The sequence below is a fragment of the Fibrobacter sp. UWS1 genome, assembly GCF_002300445.1.
GTDB classification, from domain to species: domain Bacteria; phylum Fibrobacterota; class Fibrobacteria; order Fibrobacterales; family Fibrobacteraceae; genus Hallerella; species Hallerella intestinalis.
In genome coordinates, this window is sequence record NZ_NSGW01000002.1 from 217,200 (window position 1) to 237,619 (window position 20,420).

A 20,420-nucleotide genomic window follows, 5' to 3' on the forward strand; every position below is an offset into this window, starting at 1 on the left:
AAGATGGCAGAAAAGAAAAAACGCGAACTGCATTTGACTCCGGCGCAACAAACGGAAAGAAGCATTTCAAAAAAATTCCGCAGCAAATTGTGGAGCCCTTTTGTTTCGGCGTTGAAGATGTATCGGATGATTCAACCGGGAGATAAAATTGCAGTTTGCATTTCTGGTGGTAAAGATTCGATGCTGCTGGCAAAGTTGATGCAGATGCTTCACCGTTACACGGAAATTCCGTTTGAACTTGTTTTTTTGGTGATGGATCCGGGCTATAGTCAAATCAACCGCCAAAAAATAGAAAGCAATGCAGCGTTGCTCGATATTCCAATTACGATTTTTGAAACTCGCATTTTCGACGTTGCACAAAAGACCGAACATTCGCCGTGCTATCTTTGTGCCAGAATGCGTCGTGGTCATTTGTATGCAAAAGCGGCGGAGTTGGGCTGCAATAAAATCGCTCTGGGACATCATTTTTCTGATGTGATAGAGACGACGGTGATGAGTATGTTTTACGGTTCCCAGCTACAGGCGATGATTCCGAAATTGCACAGCCAAAATTTTGCGGGGATGACCTTGATTCGCCCGATGTATTGCATTCACGAAGATGATATTGTGGCTTGGGCGAAGTGGAATCGTTTGGAATTTATCCAATGCGCTTGTCATTTTACGGAGTCAATCGCTTACAGTGAAAATGGAATCGGTGAAAGTAAGCGACAGGAAGTCAAGGAAATTATCCGAAATTTAAAACGCACGAATCCCAATATAGAACAGAGTATTTTTAACAGCATCCATGCGGTCTGTATAGAAACGTTTCCCGGTTTTAAAGCGGATGGGATTAGACATTCTTTTTTGGAGCGTTTTGAATTAGAAAAGGTGATTAGGGATTAGCGGTTAGCGACTAGTGATTAGAGGGAAGTTGGGAATGTAGGAGAAGCGGCTTGCTAGAATGCAAAACATCTCGCGGCCCGCGAGAAAAATTCGCTATGTGAAAATGAATTTTTAGAGGAACCCACTAATCCTCAACTGTATTCCGCCTACTGATTTAGGGCCTTTGATAAAGGGTTAATCCAAATTCGGGGAGACGTGCCATTAATCTGTCGATGAGGGTAGATGAAAAATTTTCATAGGGGATCCACTTGGATGTTGTCGTGAACAAGTAGATTTCAAGAGGAATACCATAGCTTTTAGATTCCAGTTCGCGGACGATAAGTGTTCGGGAGGTATCGATTTCGGGAATGGTTCTCAAAAAGGCGTCAACGCAAAGGCGGAAAACGGTTAGATTGAGCGGCTTTTCGTCTTTGGGAAACGTCGATGCCAGATTTTCCAGAACCGGACGATAAAGGGGATTGTTATTTAAATGTTTGATTTGTTCTTCGGAAAGCGGAGCGAGGGACCGCGCATCGATAAGGAGAGATCTTTGGATTCGGCGCCGACCGGATTCCTCCATGAGCCTCCAGTTTTTGAAAGGCGTGGAAACGAGGCTGTAGGCGGGGAGAATGCTGACGGTGTTGTCCCAGTTGATGATGCGAATGCTGGTGAGGGTTACGGATTGGACTGTGCCGTTGATTCCTTCTTTGGGAATTTCAATCCAATCGCCTGTGCGAACCAGGTCGAGGGAGGCGATTTGAACTCCGGCGGTGAATCCTAAGATGGAATCTCGGAAAATCAGCATGAAAACGGTGGCGAGCGCGCCTAATCCGGAAAGGAGAATGACGGGACTTTTCCCCGTTAATTGGGAAATGACAAGGATAGTGCAAAAAAGAAGTCCTACAAGAAATAGCGCTTGGCGAACGCCTTGGATGGGAAGCCCTTGCTTGTGGGATTTGGATAAAATGTGGCTAGCGCAAGCGTGCAGGAACGAATCAAAAATTAAAAAACTGATGACGATAAAATAAATGTTGTTGAAAGTGAACAGTAGCTGAAAAAGGATGGATTCTTTGGGTAGGACATGAGGAAGAAGAACGTAAAAAATAATGGCGGGAACGAGGTGGACTGCACGTTCAACGGTTCGATATTTCAAAAGCAAATCATCGAATTTATTTTTGCTTTTCTGTGCAATTTTTTTGAAAAATGGAAATAGGAGGTGCCGCGCAACGATTAAAGCCAGAGCGGACAGGGCTATAAGAACGGCGAGTCCGCGATAGATTCCAAAAATATCTCTCATGCTGCTAAAATAGAAAATACCGAGTGCAAAGATTCTGGACTGTGGTGTGGGGAGTTTGAAAAGTTTCTATCTTGCGAAACGCTATGACTATGAAGAAATTTTCGATCCCGTCGGGGATTAAAGTTTTGCTGCGGGAACTTGTTATCCCCATCGCCTGCGCGCTGATCGTCATTCAGTATGTGGTGCAGGCGTTTCAGATTCCGAGCGGATCGATGGAAGATTCGCTTTTGACTGGCGATTTTATTTTGGGGCTCAAGTTTACCTATGGATCACCGATTCCTTTTTCCCATTCCAAACTGCCGGGGCTTGCCGACCCGAAAGCGGGAGACGTGGTGATTTTTCGCTATCCCGGAGAACCGCCTTATCCCGATTACGATTATCAACGCTATACGCATTTGGCGGATGCTTTGATGTTTGGCAATTTCTTTTGGGATTCAAAGCCGTTGCCCGGAAATCCGCATCTGGTGCATTATGCGGACGGCCCGAAGGATTTTATCAAACGTTGCGTTGCGGTTTCTGGCGATTCCATTGAAGTGCGGCGCGGCGTGCTGTATCAAAACGGCGTGGAACAGAAAATTTTGCCGGGAAAAGGAAAATATACGGCGTATTATCGTTCGGGAGTAGCTCGAGATTCCTTGGAACCTCTGCGGGTTCCCTCTCCGGGAGAATCGGTGGATTTGTCGAATCTCTCGTTGCCGAGGCTCTGGTGGATGAAATCGTTGATTGCGCAGGAAAATCCAGAAAAGAAAATAGAACTGGATCTTTCTTTGTTCCGCGATTCCGTTGAAGTGCAGGATTATTTGTTTGAAAATTTTCGAGTTCCTGTAGAAAACGATCGGGGGCTTTTGTTGAATGCCGTTCTTGCGCAAGGGCAAATCGTCGGGTTGAATTTGCGGCAGGGCGATACGGTAGAAGGGCCTGCAAAATTCTCGATGTTTAAATACTTGGCTCGGACGGGATTTCTGCCCCGCTTTGATCCAAACGAACGCTATGGCGGTTTGATGCGCCCCGTGAGCTATGATTATTTTGAAGGTCATCAGCTCGGCGATTTAGCGTACAATGTTTCGCGGGATTCTTCGCTGGAATTGCAGGCGCGAATCCTTGTGGATGGAAAACCAATCGATAGTTATGAAATTCAATATCCCGTATATTTTATGATGGGCGATAATCGGGACAATTCGGCAGATAGCCGTTATTGGGGATTTGTTTCCAAGAGGAATGTCAAGGCGAAAGCGTTTATTGTCTATTTCTCATTTGATAATTCCGATGACGGTTTTTCGTTTACAAATCCGTTTTCCTGGTTTAAAATCCCATTTAAAATCCGGTGGACTCGCATCGGAAAAATTATTCATCTGATTGGGGAATAGCTTCGGATGAAGTCCCGCATTCTGATTCTTGTTTTTCTGGCGCTTTTTTTGAATGAATGCGCTACTTCCATCGCTCCGAGCGGTGGCCCGGAAGACAAGTATCCTCCTCGTGTTGCTGGGGTTTATCCAGCGCCGAATGCGGTGAATGTCCCGCCGAAATTGAATATCCATTTGCAATTTGACGAATGGATAGCGGCGTCGGTTCCGCGGAGTGCAATCATGATTTCTCCGCCTTTGGAAAAGAAACTCAAGTTTGAAGTGGACGGGGACGAACTTTTCATTACTTCAAAAGCGCGCTTGGATTCAAATACGACTTATACGGTAACAGTGGCTAGCGGATTGAAAGATTTGCGAGGAAATTCCGTTGCCGATCCGTTCCGTTTGACCTTTTCGACAGGACCTGTCATCGATTCCCTTTCGGTTGCGGGACGAGTCATGATTACGCCTTCGATGATTAAAGACAAACAATATCCGACGGTGGGACTTTTTTTGTTGGGAGCTTCGGAACGGGCGACGCACCATTATTTGGAAAAATACCGGGATTCTACGCTAGCAATCGAAGCGGATTCGATCCCGAATTTGATCAAGGAACAGCCGCTTTTTGCCACGCAGACCGATAGCTTGGGACGCTTTCATTTAGCAGGATTAAAAGCGGGGCATTATCGGGTTGTCGCTTTTTGGGATAGGAATGGAAATCAGAAAATTGAACCTTCTGCTGAGTTGGCCGGTGTAAACAATGGGGATTTGCTTTTAACCCCGGAATTTCAAGATACGTTGTGGATTCCCCTTGCGGACCAGGACACGACTTCGATTTCTTTGGAGTCGGTGACGCAGTCGGGCAGAGCATCCCTAATCGCTAAATTTTCCAGAAGCATTTTTGTGGACAGCGCTTTTTTGAATTTAAAGAATTGTGCATTGCGGACGCTGGATTCTGTACAAATATATCCTTCGGCAATTTATCGGACGCCGAACGGACAAGATATGCAGTTTTATTTTGACTCGCTGGCAAATCGAGATTCTTCTTATACGTTCGTTTGCAAAACGGCGCGTGATTCGCTGGGGCGAATGTTGAATAATCGGCTGGCGAGCTTGAGCATTGAATGGACGGAGCAAAAGGACGATACGCTTCCGCCTAAACGAGTGACGATAAATCCGTCGAGTGGCGCAAAAAATGTTTTTCCGGACGATTCGATAGTCGTTGTTTACGATAAACCGATTTCCGATTCGCTTTTGAATGCGTTTTTGAACACGCTGATTTTGGTGCAGAATCAGGACACGCTTCCGGTAAAAATTTGGCGGCTGGATCCTGTACGTTTTGCCGTGCAGGGAAACGAAAAGTTTTTGACCGATGCGAAAGAGGAACTTTTGGAACGCTATGCGGATTCCTCATTGTCGTCGCCGGACAGTGTGACGGGATTGCGAGATACGATTGTGACGATGAAGACCAGACAATGGGTGAAATTTGAAACGGTTCCCAAATTGCAGCTCTCTACTCTTGCGGGAAAAATTCCGGGAGGCAAGGCGGACACTCGTGTGCGTATTCGCTTGGCGGGAACGGAAAATTTCAATACTTCGCGCTGCGCCCCTGATGGCAGTTTTAAAATGGATGATTTGATAGAAGGAAAATACCTGATGGAATACTTCCGCACAAAGGATTCTTTGGACGTTCCTTTTGCGGGAAAATTGCAGAGCTTGGAATTTGGAATGCCCTGGCGAATGCTTGCGGATACGCTTGTGTTGGAACGCGGGGCGAATGTCTTGGACGAAAGTGTCATTTCTCGGATGCCGGCATTGCCGGAAAAATAAAGGAATAAAATGAAACCGAATGTATATGTAGCTTTGGACTTGGAAACGACGGGACTGGATTTCGAACATGATGAAATCATCGAAGTCGCGCTGGAACGATTTGAAAACGGCTCGCCTGTAGAAAGCCGGGACTTTCTGATAAAGCCGAATCGAAATATTCGCCCTTTTATTTCTTCTTTGACGGGCATTTCAGAAACGGATTTGGCGGACGCTCCAGACTTTGCTACGGTAGCTGGGGAAATTCGACAGTTTCTTGGAGACTATCCAATAGTCGCTCACAATGCGCAATTCGATTCCAAATTTTTGCGCGATTCCTTTGCCAAAGTTGGCATTTCGATTGAAGGCAATCCGGTGCTGGACACTCTTGTGCTTTCCCGTATCGCTTATCGCGATGTTCCAAACCACAAATTGGAAACGCTGGTTGCGCATTTGAATATCAAGCGTGAACGGGCCCATCGTGCGCTTCCTGATGCCGATGCCTGCGGAAAACTTTTTTGGCAGGCACTTTCGGAAATTGAAAAATTGGATTCTTTTGTACGGCATCATCTTGCCCGAATAGCCAAAGGAACCGCTTGGGAACAGGTATTTGAAGACTGCATTCCTTCGCATGAAGAACTCTCCCCGCTCTCGCCGGAGGCCGTTCTTCCCCCGAAAACAAGCTCTGCCAATACATTGCGCGTGCGGGAATTTTTTGGCGAAAATGGAAGACTTGCCAAAGAAATTCCAAATTTTACTGCCCGCCAGTCGCAGTTTGATTTTGCGGAAGTGGTGGAGCGTAATATGTATAAGGGCGGCATTTCGATTTTGGAAGCCGGAACGGGAATGGGAAAAACGCTGGCGTATTTGATCCCGGCGGCAATCAAGGCGGCTTCGGGCGAGCGAGTTGTTGTTAGTACAGCGACTCGTACTTTGGAAGAGCAGTTGTCTAAACACGATTTCCCGATGATAGCTTCTCTTTTTGGAAATTCGGTATCTCCGCTTGTACTCAAAGGTCGGGGAAATTATATCTGTCTGCGCAAATTTGAAGAACATTTGAACTCTCCGGATGTGCTTTTGACCTTGGACGAGCGGGAAACCTTCATGACTTTGCTTCCTTGGATTGAACAGACGAAGACCGGCGATGGTTCGGAAAATACCGGATTCAATTTGTCCCGCAATCGATTGCTCTGGAATAAATTTGCGAGTGACGCTTCGACTTGTCTTGGTGAAAAATGCCGCTTTTACGAAAAGTGTTACGGCTTGAATGCCCGGCGGCAGGCGGCAAAAGCGAATTTGCTGTTTATCAACCATTCTTTGTTCCTTTCGGATTTGGCGTTGGATTTTGCGCTCCTTCCCGCTTATGAACACATTGTTTTTGACGAAGCACATCGACTGCCCGCAATGAGCCATGCAAGCTTTGGAAAAATGGTGCGCTTTTTCCGGTTGAGAAACATCACCAAAGTTTTGGTGCATCCGAAAGCTCCGGACAAGGGGCTTGTTGCCGAAATGGAAGCTCAGCTAGGTAAGGCGAATATGGATTCGTCCATCCTTGATGCCTGTGCCAGATTGCGCGAAGCGGCGATGGAATGCGAAAAGTCGTTACATCGCTTTTTCATGAAACTCGGGAAAAAAGTATTCAAAAATAAATCGGACGGCTTCCGTTTTTCTCGGGGAATTCTTGCGGAATATGATACAGACCCGAAGCCGGTTTTGGAATCTTGCAATGCGGTGAAAGCGATTTCGGAAGACATTTGTTCGCAGTTGCGCCGTGTTCCCGCATTTGAATTGCTGGCTCGAAATTTGGAAGGAATCGCCATGGAAACGAGTCGCTTTGCCGAAGATTTTGGATTTATCGTTTCGGCAGGGAAGGAAGATTGGGTGTTCTACATGGAAGAACCCGGCAATCCGCATACGGCGATTTTGCGTGCGATTCCGCTTTTCCCGGGAGATAATTGGACGGAAAAATTTTATCCGTGGATTCGCAGTGCGACTTTTACATCGGCGACGCTTTCGCTCCAAAATTCCTTTGAATATTTTGAAAAACGGATGGGGCTGCTTTCTCCCCGTTTGAACAAATCGAAACGTCCGTTTGTGCGTTCTTATCCGCCAGCGTTTGATGTCAATTCTAAAAGGCGCGTTATTATTGCGGACTTTTTGCCGAAACCCAATGCGCCGGAATATCAAAAAGCTTTGGAGGAAACGCTGTCCGCCATTTTGCCCGAGAACAAGAAAAACGCTTTGGTCCTTTTTACTAGCATTCTCAGCATGACCAAAACGCACGACGCTCTTGTTCCGCACTTTGCCAAGAACGACAAGCTGCTTCTTTGCCAGCAGGTAGATGGCGGCATGGACAGCTTAGTGGAAATGTTCCGCAAAAAGCGGGAAGCGTGCCTTTTGGGATGCCAGATATTCTGGGAAGGAATCGACCTTCCGGAAAATGCGCTGGAACTTTTGGTGATTCCCAAATTGCCGTTCCCTAATCCTTCGAATCCTTTGATTGCGGCTCTTGCCGACAAAATGAAAGAGCAGAATGAAAATGCGTTTAAGAACCTGTATATTCCAGAAGCTTTGCAGGAATTGCGTCAGGGCCTGGGACGCTTGATTCGCAGTGAATCCGATTCGGGAACAGTCTTGTTCTTGGATAACCGTCTTGTTACGGAAGCTTACGGAAAAAGCTTTACCCGCTTGTGGGGCTTTAAATATGAGGTTGCTCATAACATCGAGGAATTGAAAAATTTGCTCGGATTGTAGGCCTTTAATTTTCTAGTTTTGGCATTTGTTTGTGGAGAATCTATGCTCGCTGTGAGAGAGTTTTTAAATGGTCTTACGAAACCGCAGTTGAAGGATTTGCATACCAAGGCGTTTGGTGCGCAGGGTTTGCTGAACAACGCAAAAATCCTTTCGGAAACGAGTTCTTTTTTTACGGATGTTGCTCGCTTTGAAAGCTTTTATGCGTCGTTGGAACCCTGGAAACGGTTTTGCATATTTTTGATTTATCATAGCGAAATGCGCGGACTGGAAATGAACGAACTCCGGTTGGCCGCGCCAGCGGACAAACGGGATGAAGTCGAGGTTTTCCTGTTGGAATCGGCAAAGAATCTTTATATTTGGCGTTCTCGTTCCGAAAAGGGAACGTACGTCTATTTCGGATTTGAAGATTTTTTGAAGGGGATTCTTTTGACTCCAGAAAACCCTGCCGATGAAAAAACGCGTTTTTTGAGTTATGAAGATATGCTGGTCTGGCATCTTTGTCAGATGCTCGCATTTGCTCGCCTCGGAAAAATGAAAATGAACGGTGCCGGAAATTTGCATCGTCGTTCGCTCCAGTTCTGCGAAGAAGCGTTTTCATTTTCTAAACAGGTTTCACCCGATGCGATTCGTGAAGAATGTACGTTGCTGTTGGAATTTCTCTCTTCGCATAATTGGATAGAACAGCGCGGCATGGATTTGCTCGTCACGGAAAAAACTTTTGACTTTTTGAAACACAATGGTTTCCGGCTCAAGAATGAAATTCTGGAATGGTGGATCCTGCGGCGTTTCCATGGACAGGAAGATTTTTTCAGGCACGTCTTATTTTCTATCAAGCGGGATGCGTCGATTATCAAAGCGCAGCAGATTTTGTGGACTCTCGATCCGTCGAGTCGCCTTTCCCTTTCGGAAACGGATGTGTTCTGGTCTTCGCTTCCTAAACCGCTGGCGGAGCTTTGGCTTTTGGGGATGGTGGAATTTGCCGTTTCGGCTGGGAAAATTTCAGCGGTGCGCTTGAGCGATTGGGCAAAAACGTGGCTTTCCGCTTCGGCGTCCCCAATGCTCGGCGCTCAAATTTCGACCCTTCCGAATTTTGAAATGATTATTTCTGTCAAGAGCGCTCCGCGTGTTTTGTTTATGGCGGCATGCCTTGCGGATGTGCAAAACGACGAACCGTATCTGCGTTTTTCCATTTCTCGCGATTCTTTTTTGAATGGACTTAAAACCGGATTTTCCAAAGAGATCACGGAAAGTTTTGAAGGCTGGATCAATGCGCCGGAAAATGTTCGGGATGCGATGAGCGAATGGTCTGCTTGTTATTATGATTCGGAGTTCAGCTCGGTACGTCTTTTGAAAATCAACAATGCGGAATCTCGGGAAGCGTTGGCAAATTTTCCGGAATTTATGCAGATGGTTTATGAAGCGATTCCGAATTACGGATTTATTATCAAGCCGGCGTTTGAATCGAACATTCGGGAATTGTTGAAAAATTATGGATTGGAACCGGCAAATCCGGTCAATGAAAATCCTGTGGAACCTTTCCGCAATACGGATTGGAGCAAGGAATTTTGGCTTCGTTGGACGCCGGAAGGAACTCCGGATGCGGCGTTTAAACCGGAAACGGATGGTTCTTCGGTTTCGGTCGCTTTAGGCGCGACGAAGTATGGTGGCGATTATCAGAAATTTGCAATGGTGGATTTGTTTAAAATGCTCCGTTACGCCCGCTCCACAAACAGTTTTTTGGAAGCGAAAATTTCTTCGAAAAATACGGACAAGAATATGAAATTGCCCAAGTTGCCGTCAGAAATTCGCTTTAAAGTCGAAGAACTGCATTTTTCCAAGGTGCCGTTCATTGCGAAAATCACAGTGGCACCCGAAGGCGAATCGCTGAATTTGCCTTTGGAATCCATTTCGGCGCTTCGCATCGCTCGCGAAACCCCCGTCTGATTTTTGGCGAAGAAGATTTTTGCTACATTCTGGATTCGCGATAAAAAACAAGGAGAGGGAGGGGGTTCATTTTAAGGAACCCGCTCTCAAAAAGAGAGGTTTTATATGAGTTTTGTACATTTGCAGGTTCATTCCGAATTTTCCATTCTCCAGTCTTCGGCCCGATTGGACGATATTTTGGCCGCTGCCGCAAAAGATAATGCGCCTGCCGTCGCTCTCACGGATCATGGTGCCATGTTCGGCATTTTGGAATTCCAGACCCGGGGAATGGCTCTGAATAAAGATCGCAAAGCAAAAGGCTTGCCTCCGATTAAAACGATTTACGGTTGCCATATTTATGTAGATACTTCGGGGGCAAACGCTAAGGAACCCGCCACTTACGAACGATTGACTCTTTTGGTGGAAAGCGAAAAGGGCTATTATAATCTATTGCGCATTGTCAGTTATCGGTATGAGGAATCCAAACGATGGGAGGAAATTCCGTCGGTGCCGTTAAGCGTCATTGAAGCGCACAAAGAAGGTCTGATTGCCATCGCTGGCGATTATTTTAGCCGTTATGGAATGAATGTGTCCGCCGGTCGAGAATCTTTGGCCAAAGCTTATATGGAATCTCTTTGTGAAATTTTTGACAAAGAGCATCTTTATTTGTCGCTTTGCGATAATGGCATTGCAGCGCAGAAAACATTGAATCTTTTTACGATGGCCCTCGCCAAAGAACTGGATAGGGAATTGGTTGCTGTCGGGGACGTGCATTATATAAACAAGGCGGATTCGGATGCGCACAAAGCGCTTCGCTGTATTTCGCTGGTCGAAAAATTCAAGGAATTTAAGGATAAGCGATTCCCGACGGATCAGTTTTATTACCGCAGCGAAGAAGAAATGCGGCAGTTGTTTTCGGATTGTCCCACGGCTCTTGAAAATACGGTTAAAATCGCCGAACGCTGCAATTTCGTGGTGAAAACAGGTATCGGTGATGATTTCTGGCCCCGATTTGCGATTCCCAAGGATTTTTTGGAATCCGAAGAATGCAAAGAAATTTACAAGGCGATGGAGGACGAATACAATAAAGCTTTCCCGGCAGCTTTTGAAAATGCGGCAAAGGAATACTGCGCAAAGAATGAAGGGAAATCCATGGACGCTTTGACGGACGAAGACAAGGCGGCTATCGAAAGAATCATGGAAAAAACGAAGACGAGTCGGCATGGCGGCGATGCGGATGCCTACTTGATTTATTTGACGAACCAGCGTCTGCGCAGAAGGTATCCGGATGAGGAAATTCTGTATCCGAATCACGGGACGGAAGTCAGCGATCGCGTCTATAAGGAATTGAATTGTATTCGCAATATGAATGTGGCGGGTTACTTGCTTATCGTTTGGGATTTTATCAACTGGTCGCGAGAACACGGAATTCCTGTTGGACCGGGGCGCGGTTCTGCTGCAGGCTCCATCGTCACTTATATCATTGGCATTACGAATATCGACCCGCTGAAATTCGGGCTCCTTTTTGAACGTTTTTTGAATCCGGAACGCGTTTCGATGCCGGATATCGATACGGACATTGCGGATAGGGATCGCGGGCGAGTCATCGACTATGTGACGCAAAAATACGGTTCGGATTGCGTCGGGCAAATCATTACTTATGGAATGCTCAAGTCAAAGGCGGTCATTAAAGATGTCGCTCGAGTTCTTGGCATTGATCACCGCGAAGCCGAATCCATTATCAAATTGTTCCCGCAAAAAGTCTTGAATTTCAGCTTGAATGAAGCGTGGACGGGTAAAACGAAAAAAGACGCTCCGGTCGCTCCGGATTACGATAATGCGCCTCTTCAAGCACTTGTCAACAGTCGCGAAAGCTATCGGGAACTTTGGGATATCGCATTGAAGCTCGAAGATCTTCCAAGGCAAACGGGAGTTCACGCTTGCGGCGTCGTGATTACGCCAAGTCCGATTTACGAACTCGCTCCGCTGTATCGGGCAGCTCCTGCCGATACTCCCGTTGTCATGTATGACAAACATTACGCGGAAGACATCGGCCTTTTGAAAATGGACTTTCTTGGTCTTATCAACCTTTCCATCATTTTGGATACGGTGAATATGGTCCAGAAAATTCGCCATCTGGAAGTGGACATGGACAAGATTCCGACCGATGACAAGGAAACTTTTGAATTGTTGAGCAAAGGAATGACGACGGCGGTTTTCCAATTTGAATCGCCGGGAATGCAAAAGTATCTTCGCGAATTGAAACCATCTCGGATTAGCGATTTGATCGCTATGAATGCACTCTATCGCCCAGGACCGATTGATCAGATTCCGCATTTTATCGCCCGCAAATTGGGCAAAGAATCTATCGACTGCTATCATAAGGATTTGGAACCGGTTTTGGCGGAAACTTACGGCGTGATTGTTTATCAGGAACAGGTGATGCAGCTGGCGCAGATTCTGGGCGGTTACACGCTGGGCGGCGCTGACAATATCCGTCGAATCATGGCTAAAAAAATGCCGGACAAAATGGCGAAGCTGGAACCGGAATTTAAATCCCGATGCGTTAATAGGGGCTATGATCCCAAAATGGTTCAAAAAGTTTGGGATGCTGTTCTTCCTTTTTGCGGATATGCGTTCAACAAGAGTCACGCAGCGGCGTATGCTTATGTCGCTTACCAAACGGCCTATCTGAAAACGCATTTTGGCCCGGAATATATGGCGGCTTCGATGACATCCAAAATGGGCAAAACGGAAGATATCGTGACGATTGTGCAGGAGTGCAAACGGATGGGAATCGAAGTGCTTCCGCCAGATATCAATACGTCGCTCGGCGTTTTTTCTGCAAATGAAAAAGGGCAGGTCGTTTATGGGCTGGCGGGAATTCGCAACGTCGGGCTTCCTGTGATTGAAGATGTGGTGGCGGAACGGAATTTGCACGGTCCTTATAAAACGCTTTTTGATCTTTGCAAGCGGGTCTTGGATTATCAGGCGCTTCAGCCGGAAAAGCGTCCTCCGCTCAGCCGTAAAACTTTGGAAAGTTTGGTTTTGGCCGGTGCATTTGACAAAATGTCCGAGACGACGCCCAATCGTCCAACTTTGATGGCGAGCGTGGAAAAAGCGATCGAAGTGGCGAATCGGCATCGCAAGGAACAAGATGCGGGGCAAACTTCGCTTTTTGATATGTTCGGCGAGTCGGATGCGGAATCGCAAATGGATGAAACCTACGAAGAGGCGCAGCCGTGGGGGTTGATGGAAGTCCTGAACAAGGAACGCGATGTTCTGGGACTTTACCTTTCGGCGCATCCGCTTGACGAATGTCGCCCGGAACTGATGGGATTTACAACGAACACTCTGGCGGAGAGCGAATTGAACGACATTATGAGCCAGAATCCAAAATCGGAAGTTTGTGTTGGCGGAATTATCACTCGCTTGCGTTCGTTTCAAGGCAAAAAAGATGAAACCAAAACAATGGGATCGGGAATTTTACAGGATTTCCATGGAGAAATTTCCATATTCTTCCCGCCGGATGCGTGGGAACGCTGTCGGAATTATGTCGGTGAAGACGACCGGGTGCTTATCTGCGGAAAATTGATGTCGCAATATCAGGATAAAGCTGCATTGCAAATTGTCGTAGAAAAAACTTTTTCGATGGACGATGTGCGTGACAAGCTGATCAATTACATTCACGTCTCTGTTTCTTCTATGGAATTGACGGAAAGTAAAATGAGCCTCATTTTGGATAGAATGGAGCAGGCGCAGGCTTTTCCCGGAGAGCATGCCGTGAATGTTGTTTTTCATGTTGAAACCAATTCCGGATATGTTCATATTTTAAAATCGCAGGTATTTAAAGTCCTCTATACTTCCGATTTTTTCGAATGGCTGCAAAAAGAATTCGGCGCGGATCATGTGTGGGTTTCTGCAAAAGTCAAGTAATGGCCTCCTCTAAAAGTTCACCAAAGCCGTTTTTAGAGGTTGCATAATCGATGGATTTGTTCTGGCTTTTTTGTGCAGGAGAAGATTCGGGAGATATTCTCGGAGAAAGCGTCGTTTGCGAAATTCGGGAAAAGGGATTTTCCGCGGTTGGTGCTGGTGGCGCAAGAATGCAGCATGCCGGTTTGAAAGCTGTCGTTCCTTTTGACGAATTGCCTGTAAACGGTTTTGCCGATGTGATATTTCATGCGAAAAAACTAAAGCAACATTTGTGCAAACTTCAGAAGCTTTTGCTAAACGAAAAATGCCAAGGGCTTGTCGCCATGGATTATCCCGGATTTAACTTGAAATTGATGCAGCTTGCGCTCCGATTAGGCAAGCGGATTATTTATGTGGAACCTCCGCAGATTTGGGCGTGGAATCCTCGGCGAGTTCGATTTTTCCTTTCGCCCGAAGCAAAAAAGCGGGTAGAACTTCGTTCGTGCTATCGAATGAATGTCCTCGCCTATCAAAAATATGGATTGCCGATTCGGCAGATAGAACATCCGTTTGCTGCGTTTTCGGATTTAAAAAAAACGGAGGCTTTTTCGCCTAAAGAGATTTTGCTTTTGCCGGGAAGTCGCGTTTCGCAAGCCAAGCGAAATCTGTCGCTTTATCGCAAAGTGGCGCAAAAATTTCGGGAGAAGAAAATCGCTGTACGTTTTGTAGCTTCTCGAAAAGAAGTGCAAAAATTTTTGGAGGAAAATATCGGGGAGTTTCCGGTGGTTCTCTCGCCGGTTTCTACAGAAGAACGTTTCCTGCAGATGATGTCGGCAAAGGCGGTTGTATGTGGACCAGGAAGTGCTGCGTCCGAAGCGAAATGGGCGGGAACTTTTTGCGTCGTCGCATCTCGAATCGAACTTTGGACATTTCTGATGGGAAAACTTTTTCTTCGCACAAGGCACATTGCCATGCCCAACATCGAAGCGGATTCCGTTGGCGAAAAGCCGCCCTTCCCGGAGTTTGTGCAGAGCGTCCTTTCTAACGAAAGTGTTCAGGCACAAAAAATTTTTCAGGCGATTGAATCTCGTTGAAGATGCCTTTTGAAAAATGCCGCTGCGTATTTTCACAGATGAAATATCTATTTTATCGCTATGGCTCTTGTTTTTGTTGCAATCGCTTTTTTTCTCGCTTGTTCCGCTTTTTGTTCTTTTGCCGAAGCTGCGTTTTACAGTTTTCCGACATCTGCCGTAGAAGTTCTTGTCAAAAAAGGTTCATTTACAGGAAAATACATCGCCCATGTCAAAAATAATATCGACCGTTATATCGCATCGGTTTTGATATTCAATACTTTGGCGAATACGTTGGGCGTGTATCTGGCGACCTCTGTAGCTTTGGAACATTTTGGCGTAACGGTTCAAGTTGTGCTGCCCATCGTCCTTTCGATTCTCATTCTTTTGTTTGGGGAAATAACGCCGAAAACCATTGGTGTAAAACAGGCAAAACGGGTTGCGCCGATTTGCGCAGTTCCCATGTATTACGTGACGATATTTTTTACCTATACGGGTCTTATTAAACTTTGTTTAGCCATCACGCAGCATTGGACGAAAAGCAAAAAAGAAGAGCCCGAAGTCAGTGTAGAAGACATCAATAGTCTGGTGAATTTAGGTTTAAAAGATGAAATTTTGGATCGCCAGCAGGCTTCGGTTATCAAGAATATTTTGGCATTAAAATCGATTCCTGTTCGCAAGGTGATGACCCCGCATCAGGTCGCATTCACCCTTCCTTTAAACAGCACGATTGGCAAAGAATTGGATAAGCATTCCAATTGGCCTTTTTCCCGAATACCCGTTTATGATGCAGAGGATAAAGAAAAATGGGTCGGGCTGATTATGCGCCGGGATGCCTACAATTTGTTTGCGGAAGGAAAGCGGGATGTTCCCATCAAAAAATTGATGCGCCCGATCCAGTTTGTTCCGGATAGTTTGAGCTTGGATAAATTGCTGATTCGTTTTTTGAAACAGCGCGGACATATTGTTGCTGTCGTCGATGAATATGGTTCCATTGCGGGACTAGCTTCATTGGAAGACGTGCTTGAAGAAATTTTAGGTCGAGAAATCGTCGATGAATTTGATGTTGCTGTTGATTTGCAGGAACACGCTCGCCGAAAAAGTCGCGCACTTTCTTTTTTGAAAGAACATAGAAGGGATAATCGCGTATGATGTTTGAAATCGCGCCTCGAATTTTGCATAATGAATTTCGTGTGCAGAAACCGAAACCATCGGATTATGTTGTTTGTACAAAACGGAATTTGGTTCTCGTGAAAAGGAGCGCCGACTCTTTTGAAATTCCCCGGGTCGCCGATATGGAAAGCGCAAATCCAGAAATCTCATCTCATTTGCATTATCTTTTTTCTATCGATGAAATAGCATTTTTTTCTTGCGATGAAGAGCTTTCTCTGGATCCGTTTGAATTTGTCAAAGACCGGATTTTTCGAGAGATGCCGGATATGGCAATCGCTTTTGGGGGCGCTGTCGCTGCGCACATTTCTCGTTGGGAACAGTCCAATCGTTTCTGTGGGCATTGCGGAAAACCGATGTCTCGCAAATCGGATGAAAGAGCGTTTGTGTGTAAAGAATGCGGCAATCTTGTCTATGGAAAAATCTGCCCAGTCGTCATTGTTTCGGTAACGTGGGGTGACAAACTTTTGATGGCGCACAATTTGAACAATCCCGATCCCAAACCCTATTTGATTTCGGGATTTGTGGAAATGGGCGAGTCGTTGGAACAGGCCGCCGTTCGAGAAGTGAAAGAAGAAACCGGCGTTTCGATTAAAAACCTTCGTTATATCGGCAGTGAACCTTGGCCGTTTTCCAATTCACTTATCGCCGGTTTTACTGCGGAGCTGGAAGGCTCCCCAGAAATTACCGTACAGCGTTCGGAACTTTCTTTTGCCAAGTGGGTCGCGCGAAAGGACATTGGAGAATATACCGGGCGGCTCAGCATTTCTGGCACGATGATCAAACGATTTAAGGAAGGCGTTCTTTGATGGATTTTATCGGGGACATTCATGGGCATCGTGAACGGCTGGAATTTCTTCTCCAAAAGATGGGGTATTCTCTTGTGGGCGGATCGTATCGGCATCCTTGTCGGCAAGCCGTTTTTTTAGGCGATTACATTGACCGTGGGCCGGATACGCGGGGCGTGGTGAATATCGTTCGGCGAATGGTTGAAGCAGGCTCCGCTCAAGCGATTTTAGGAAACCACGAATGGAATGCTCTTTGTTTTTGGGAAAAAAATCCGCAGGGCGGTTACCTGCGGGAGCACAGCGTCAATAAAATTTTAATTCACACAAAAACGATGGAGTCGTATCGCAGTTGCCAAGAAGAATTTCAAGAGGCTTTGAATTGGTTTTTAACTCTTCCGCTCTTTTTGGAAACGCCTGCATTTCGCGCTCAACACGCTTGTTTCGATTTGGAAAACGTCCGTATTCTCCGGCGGGAAAATTTGATAACCCTTCAGAATCGGGAAAATCTTTTCCGCATTTTGAATGACGCCGAAATTCGTCGTGCGGTATTGGATACTGTCCAAGGCCCGGAAATGGAACTTTCTCACGGAAATTTTTATTACGACAGCGAAGACGTTTTAAGAACTCGGGCGAGAATCAAGTGGTGGCTGGATCCGCAAGGAAAAACGCTTCGGGATTTGGCGTTTCAGCCGGGGGTAAAAATTCCGCCGGAGCCGCTTGCTGCAGAAATTCGGAATCGCCTGTTTTATGGCGAAAACGAGCGTCCCGATTTTTTTGGACACTACTGGCTGGAGGGAACTCCGACTTTATTTCGTTCCAATATTTGCTGCTTGGATTACAGCGTCGCTTCGTACAAGGGCACGGGAATTTTGACCGCTTATCGCTTTGATGGGGAAGCAAATTTGGATTCTCGAAATTTTGTGTGGGTTTAGGATTGGTTTGAGTAGCTTTGTGCGAAAACTAACCGCTGACAACTAGTCACTATTTGCGCATTCCGAACGCTAACCGCCGTCTAATTTCCTTTTGTAAATTTTGAAAACGGCAAAACAAAAAATGACAGAAAAAAGCGACCCCGCTGGCGCGGCCATTCCCATGGGAAGCAGCGTGTCGGGGGAGAATTTGGCGGCGAGAGCCGTTCCCGGAATGCGGACGAGCGCAATGGAAAATGCATTGTGGACAAACGAAATGATGGAAAGTCCGCGGGCGCAAAAATAGCCGCTAAAACAAAAATGGACGGACGCAAAAATGCAGTCAAAAACGTACATTCGCAGATACTCCGTTCCGAATCGTACAATGGCCGGGTCTTCCGTAAAAAGGGCGACGGCATTTTCCGAAATGAATTGAAAGGCGATGGCAAAAATAAAAGCGACGCTTGCTGTGATGCCCATTCCCGTCCAAAGTGTTTTTCGGGCGCGTTGAAAATCTTTTGCGCCGAAACTTTGAGAAGCGATGGCCGAAATGGTGGAAAGCATTGCCGACGGAACGAGGAATAGGAACGAAATGATTTTTTCAACAATGCCGACCGCTGCAGCGATTTCCATTCCGCGACTATTGGCGATCATCGTGATGAAAAGAAACGAAACCTGGATGAATCCGTCTTGAATGGCAATGGGAAATCCAACGCTACAGATGCCGCGAAGAATGGTTTTGTGCGGGCGAAAATCTTTTAAAGAAAGCGAAAAACCGACAGATTTGCGAACGGATTTAAGAGCCATCAAGAAACTTGCCGTTTGAGCGAGAATGGTCGCTGCCGCTGCTCCTGCGGCGCTCCAGTGAAATCCTCCGATAAAGATGTAATCGAGCGCGATATTTAATAGGCAAGCGAACGCAATAAAGTACATCGGGCGTTTGGATTCTCCCATGCCGCGGAAAATGGCCGCCATGAAATTGTATGCGATAATGCCCGGAATACCGGCAAAGCAAATGCGCAAATAGCGCGTGGTATTATCGATGGCTTCGGGCGGAGTTTTTAACAGGGAAACGATTGGCGAACAGAAAAATAAAAGGCTCGCTGTCAAAAGTATAGAAGCCGTTCCCAAAAGGAGGATGCTGTTTCCGGCGATTCGAGAGATGCTCAAAAAATTTTTCGCTCCAAAAGCTCTGCCGATAAGAACCGTCGTCCCCATGGCGAAACCCACAATAATCACCGTTAAAAAGTGCATGACCTGACTTCCGACCGCAACAGCTGTAATCGCCTCTGCACTTTCAAATTGCCCGATGATGAATAAGTCGGCAAGCCCATAAAGGGTCTGTAAAAAGTAGGCCAAAAGATAGGGAAGCGAAAAAATGGCGATGTTCTTAAAAATGCTTCCGTGTGCCAGATTCTGCGGCATACGGGGCAAGGTAGAAATCGGGAAGGCGAAGCGTTTTCTTTTCGTGTGAATTTGGTTTTGTTTGGGCGTACCAAGCTGCTCGGGTTTTGTGGAATTCTTGAAGCCTGTTCTGCTATTATAATTGATTCAATTATATCAATTAGTAGAATCAAAAAAGCGATATTTCCGCTAAAAATGGCAAAAATCACTTCTTTTTGCCCTTGCTTTTATCTTTTGGATTTCTACTTTTGGGTGGCACTGCGGCGCGTTTCTGTGCCCGCAGGAACTTTAGAGGAATAACATGAAAACCATTATGGTGAACCCCAAGACGGTCACTCGTCAGTGGAAGCTCATCGACGCCGAAGGCAAGCCGCTCGGTCGCGTCGCCAGTGCCGCTGCCCGCCTTTTGATGGGTAAGCACAAGGCTATCTATTCCCCGAACGTCGATACCGGCGATTTCGTGGTTATCATCAATGCTGGCAAAGTCGGCATTACAGGTAAAAAAGCCCAGCAGAAGCAGTATTTCCATCACACCGGTCACATCGGTGGAGAACGCTGGATTTCTTACGAAGCTTTGATGGCGAAGCATCCGACAGAACCGCTGATGGAAGCGATTTGGGGAATGCTCCCGCACAGCTCTTTGGGTAAGAAGATGCTGAAGAAACTCAAAATCTACGCTGGTGCGGAACAGCCGCACGCGGCCCAACACCTCGAAACCGTGACAATCGATTTCTAGGACGGAGGATAACGCTATTACTACCGCAAAATCTAAAAAGATCTACCGTGGCACCGGTCGTCGCAAAAACGCCATCGCTGCTGTTATCTTGAAACCGGGTTCCGGCAAGCGCACCATCAATGGTCGCGATTTTAAGGATTATTTCCACTCCGATGTGCAGAATATGATTGCGAATCTTCCGTTCGCCGTTCTGGAAAATGCGGAACAGTGGGATGTCGAAGTGAACGCTCATGGTGGCGGAATCGCCGGCCAGATGGGCGCCGTTCGTCTGGGCATTGCCCGCGCTCTCGTGGCAAACAACGCCGAGGACAAGTCCGCTCTGAAGAAAGAAGGATTGATGACTCGCGATTCTCGCGCCGTGGAACGTAAAAAGTTCGGTCGCAAGAAGGCTCGTAAGCGCTTCCAGTTCAGCAAGCGTTAATCGCCTGCGAACGAAAAGTTCAAGAAA

General features: G+C 46.5%; 14 protein-coding genes. 12 read left to right on the forward strand and 2 right to left on the reverse strand.

What is annotated here, in order from left to right; all coding sequences use genetic code 11:
* Positions 1-3: 3 nt before the first annotated feature.
* Entirely contained in the window at positions 4-882 is an 879-nt protein-coding gene (locus BGX14_RS10955; RefSeq protein WP_073302683.1) for an ATP-binding protein, read from the forward strand.
* A gap of 154 nt (positions 883-1,036) precedes the next feature.
* On the opposite strand, the gene BGX14_RS10960 is transcribed toward BGX14_RS10955, so the two are convergent.
* Positions 1,037-2,158: a mechanosensitive ion channel family protein gene (locus BGX14_RS10960; RefSeq protein WP_073302681.1), complete on the reverse strand. Its 1,122-nt coding sequence runs from the start codon at positions 2,156-2,158 to the stop codon at positions 1,037-1,039.
* A gap of 89 nt (positions 2,159-2,247) precedes the next feature.
* On the opposite strand from BGX14_RS10960, the gene lepB reads away from it, so the two are divergent.
* From lepB to BGX14_RS11005, 9 genes are all read left to right on the forward strand, one after another.
* Positions 2,248-3,525 (forward strand): signal peptidase I, encoded by a 1,278-nt coding sequence (gene lepB / locus BGX14_RS10965; protein WP_233126527.1) that lies wholly within the window; start codon positions 2,248-2,250, stop codon positions 3,523-3,525.
* A gap of 6 nt (positions 3,526-3,531) precedes the next feature.
* Positions 3,532-5,331 carry an Ig-like domain-containing protein gene (locus tag BGX14_RS10970; protein WP_073302678.1) on the forward strand — a complete coding sequence of 600 codons (1,800 nt, stop codon included), beginning with the start codon at positions 3,532-3,534 and terminating at the stop codon, positions 5,329-5,331.
* A gap of 9 nt (positions 5,332-5,340) precedes the next feature.
* Positions 5,341-8,061, forward strand: a complete 2,721-nt coding sequence (locus tag BGX14_RS10975; RefSeq protein ID WP_095879905.1) for a helicase C-terminal domain-containing protein — start codon at positions 5,341-5,343, stop codon at positions 8,059-8,061.
* Between the two features lie 42 nt (positions 8,062-8,103).
* The gene (locus BGX14_RS10980; protein ID WP_095879906.1) at positions 8,104-10,005 is read left to right on the forward strand and encodes a hypothetical protein; all 1,902 of its coding nucleotides are present in this window, start codon (positions 8,104-8,106) and stop codon (positions 10,003-10,005) included.
* A 105-nt stretch (positions 10,006-10,110) separates the two neighbouring features.
* Positions 10,111-13,920 (forward strand): DNA polymerase III subunit alpha, encoded by a 3,810-nt coding sequence (gene dnaE / locus BGX14_RS10985; protein WP_073302674.1) that lies wholly within the window; start codon positions 10,111-10,113, stop codon positions 13,918-13,920.
* A 50-nt stretch (positions 13,921-13,970) separates the two neighbouring features.
* Entirely contained in the window at positions 13,971-14,990 is a 1,020-nt protein-coding gene (locus tag BGX14_RS10990) for a hypothetical protein (protein ID WP_095879907.1), read from the forward strand.
* 60 nt (positions 14,991-15,050) lie between these two features.
* Entirely contained in the window at positions 15,051-16,118 is a 1,068-nt protein-coding gene (locus BGX14_RS10995; RefSeq protein WP_095879908.1) for a hemolysin family protein, read from the forward strand.
* On the forward strand, positions 16,115-16,945 hold the full coding sequence (nudC, locus tag BGX14_RS11000; RefSeq protein ID WP_095879909.1) for an NAD(+) diphosphatase: 831 nt from the start codon (positions 16,115-16,117) through the stop codon (positions 16,943-16,945). The genes BGX14_RS10995 and nudC overlap by 4 nt, the downstream gene beginning before the upstream one ends.
* A complete protein-coding gene (locus BGX14_RS11005) occupies positions 16,945-17,856 on the forward strand; it encodes a metallophosphoesterase (RefSeq protein WP_095879910.1) in 912 nt (303 codons plus the stop codon). Before nudC ends, BGX14_RS11005 begins: the two co-directional genes overlap by 1 nt.
* Before the next feature lie 69 nt (positions 17,857-17,925).
* On the opposite strand, the gene BGX14_RS11010 is transcribed toward BGX14_RS11005, so the two are convergent.
* Positions 17,926-19,257: an MATE family efflux transporter gene (locus BGX14_RS11010; RefSeq protein ID WP_095879911.1), complete on the reverse strand. Its 1,332-nt coding sequence runs from the start codon at positions 19,255-19,257 to the stop codon at positions 17,926-17,928.
* Between the two features lie 280 nt (positions 19,258-19,537).
* Here BGX14_RS11010 and rplM point away from each other — a divergent pair, with 280 nt between their 5' ends.
* On the forward strand, positions 19,538-19,972 hold the full coding sequence (rplM, locus tag BGX14_RS11015; protein WP_073302663.1) for a 50S ribosomal protein L13: 435 nt from the start codon (positions 19,538-19,540) through the stop codon (positions 19,970-19,972).
* Between the two features lie 16 nt (positions 19,973-19,988).
* On the forward strand, positions 19,989-20,393 hold the full coding sequence (gene rpsI, locus BGX14_RS11020) for a 30S ribosomal protein S9 (protein ID WP_073302661.1): 405 nt from the start codon (positions 19,989-19,991) through the stop codon (positions 20,391-20,393).
* Positions 20,394-20,420 lie beyond the last annotated feature (27 nt).

What these genes read in the sequence shown, in the direction of transcription:
- BGX14_RS10990 (WP_095879907.1), top strand. Translation starts at nt 13,971, where the DNA reads ATGGATTTGTTCTGGCTTTTTTGTGCAGGAGAAGATTCGGGAGATATT.
- BGX14_RS10995 (WP_095879908.1), top strand. Translation starts at nt 15,051, where the DNA reads ATGGCTCTTGTTTTTGTTGCAATCGCTTTTTTTCTCGCTTGTTCCGCT.
- BGX14_RS11005 (WP_095879910.1), top strand. Translation starts at nt 16,945, where the DNA reads ATGGATTTTATCGGGGACATTCATGGGCATCGTGAACGGCTGGAATTT.
- BGX14_RS10960 (WP_073302681.1), bottom strand. Translation starts at nt 2,158, where the DNA reads ATGAGAGATATTTTTGGAATCTATCGCGGACTCGCCGTTCTTATAGCC.
- BGX14_RS10980 (WP_095879906.1), top strand. Translation starts at nt 8,104, where the DNA reads ATGCTCGCTGTGAGAGAGTTTTTAAATGGTCTTACGAAACCGCAGTTG.
- BGX14_RS10955 (WP_073302683.1), top strand. Translation starts at nt 4, where the DNA reads ATGGCAGAAAAGAAAAAACGCGAACTGCATTTGACTCCGGCGCAACAA.
- nudC (WP_095879909.1), top strand. Translation starts at nt 16,115, where the DNA reads ATGATGTTTGAAATCGCGCCTCGAATTTTGCATAATGAATTTCGTGTG.
- lepB (WP_233126527.1), top strand. Translation starts at nt 2,248, where the DNA reads ATGAAGAAATTTTCGATCCCGTCGGGGATTAAAGTTTTGCTGCGGGAA.
- BGX14_RS10970 (WP_073302678.1), top strand. Translation starts at nt 3,532, where the DNA reads ATGAAGTCCCGCATTCTGATTCTTGTTTTTCTGGCGCTTTTTTTGAAT.
- BGX14_RS11010 (WP_095879911.1), bottom strand. Translation starts at nt 19,257, where the DNA reads ATGCCGCAGAATCTGGCACACGGAAGCATTTTTAAGAACATCGCCATT.
- BGX14_RS10975 (WP_095879905.1), top strand. Translation starts at nt 5,341, where the DNA reads ATGAAACCGAATGTATATGTAGCTTTGGACTTGGAAACGACGGGACTG.
- rplM (WP_073302663.1), top strand. Translation starts at nt 19,538, where the DNA reads ATGAAAACCATTATGGTGAACCCCAAGACGGTCACTCGTCAGTGGAAG.
- dnaE (WP_073302674.1), top strand. Translation starts at nt 10,111, where the DNA reads ATGAGTTTTGTACATTTGCAGGTTCATTCCGAATTTTCCATTCTCCAG.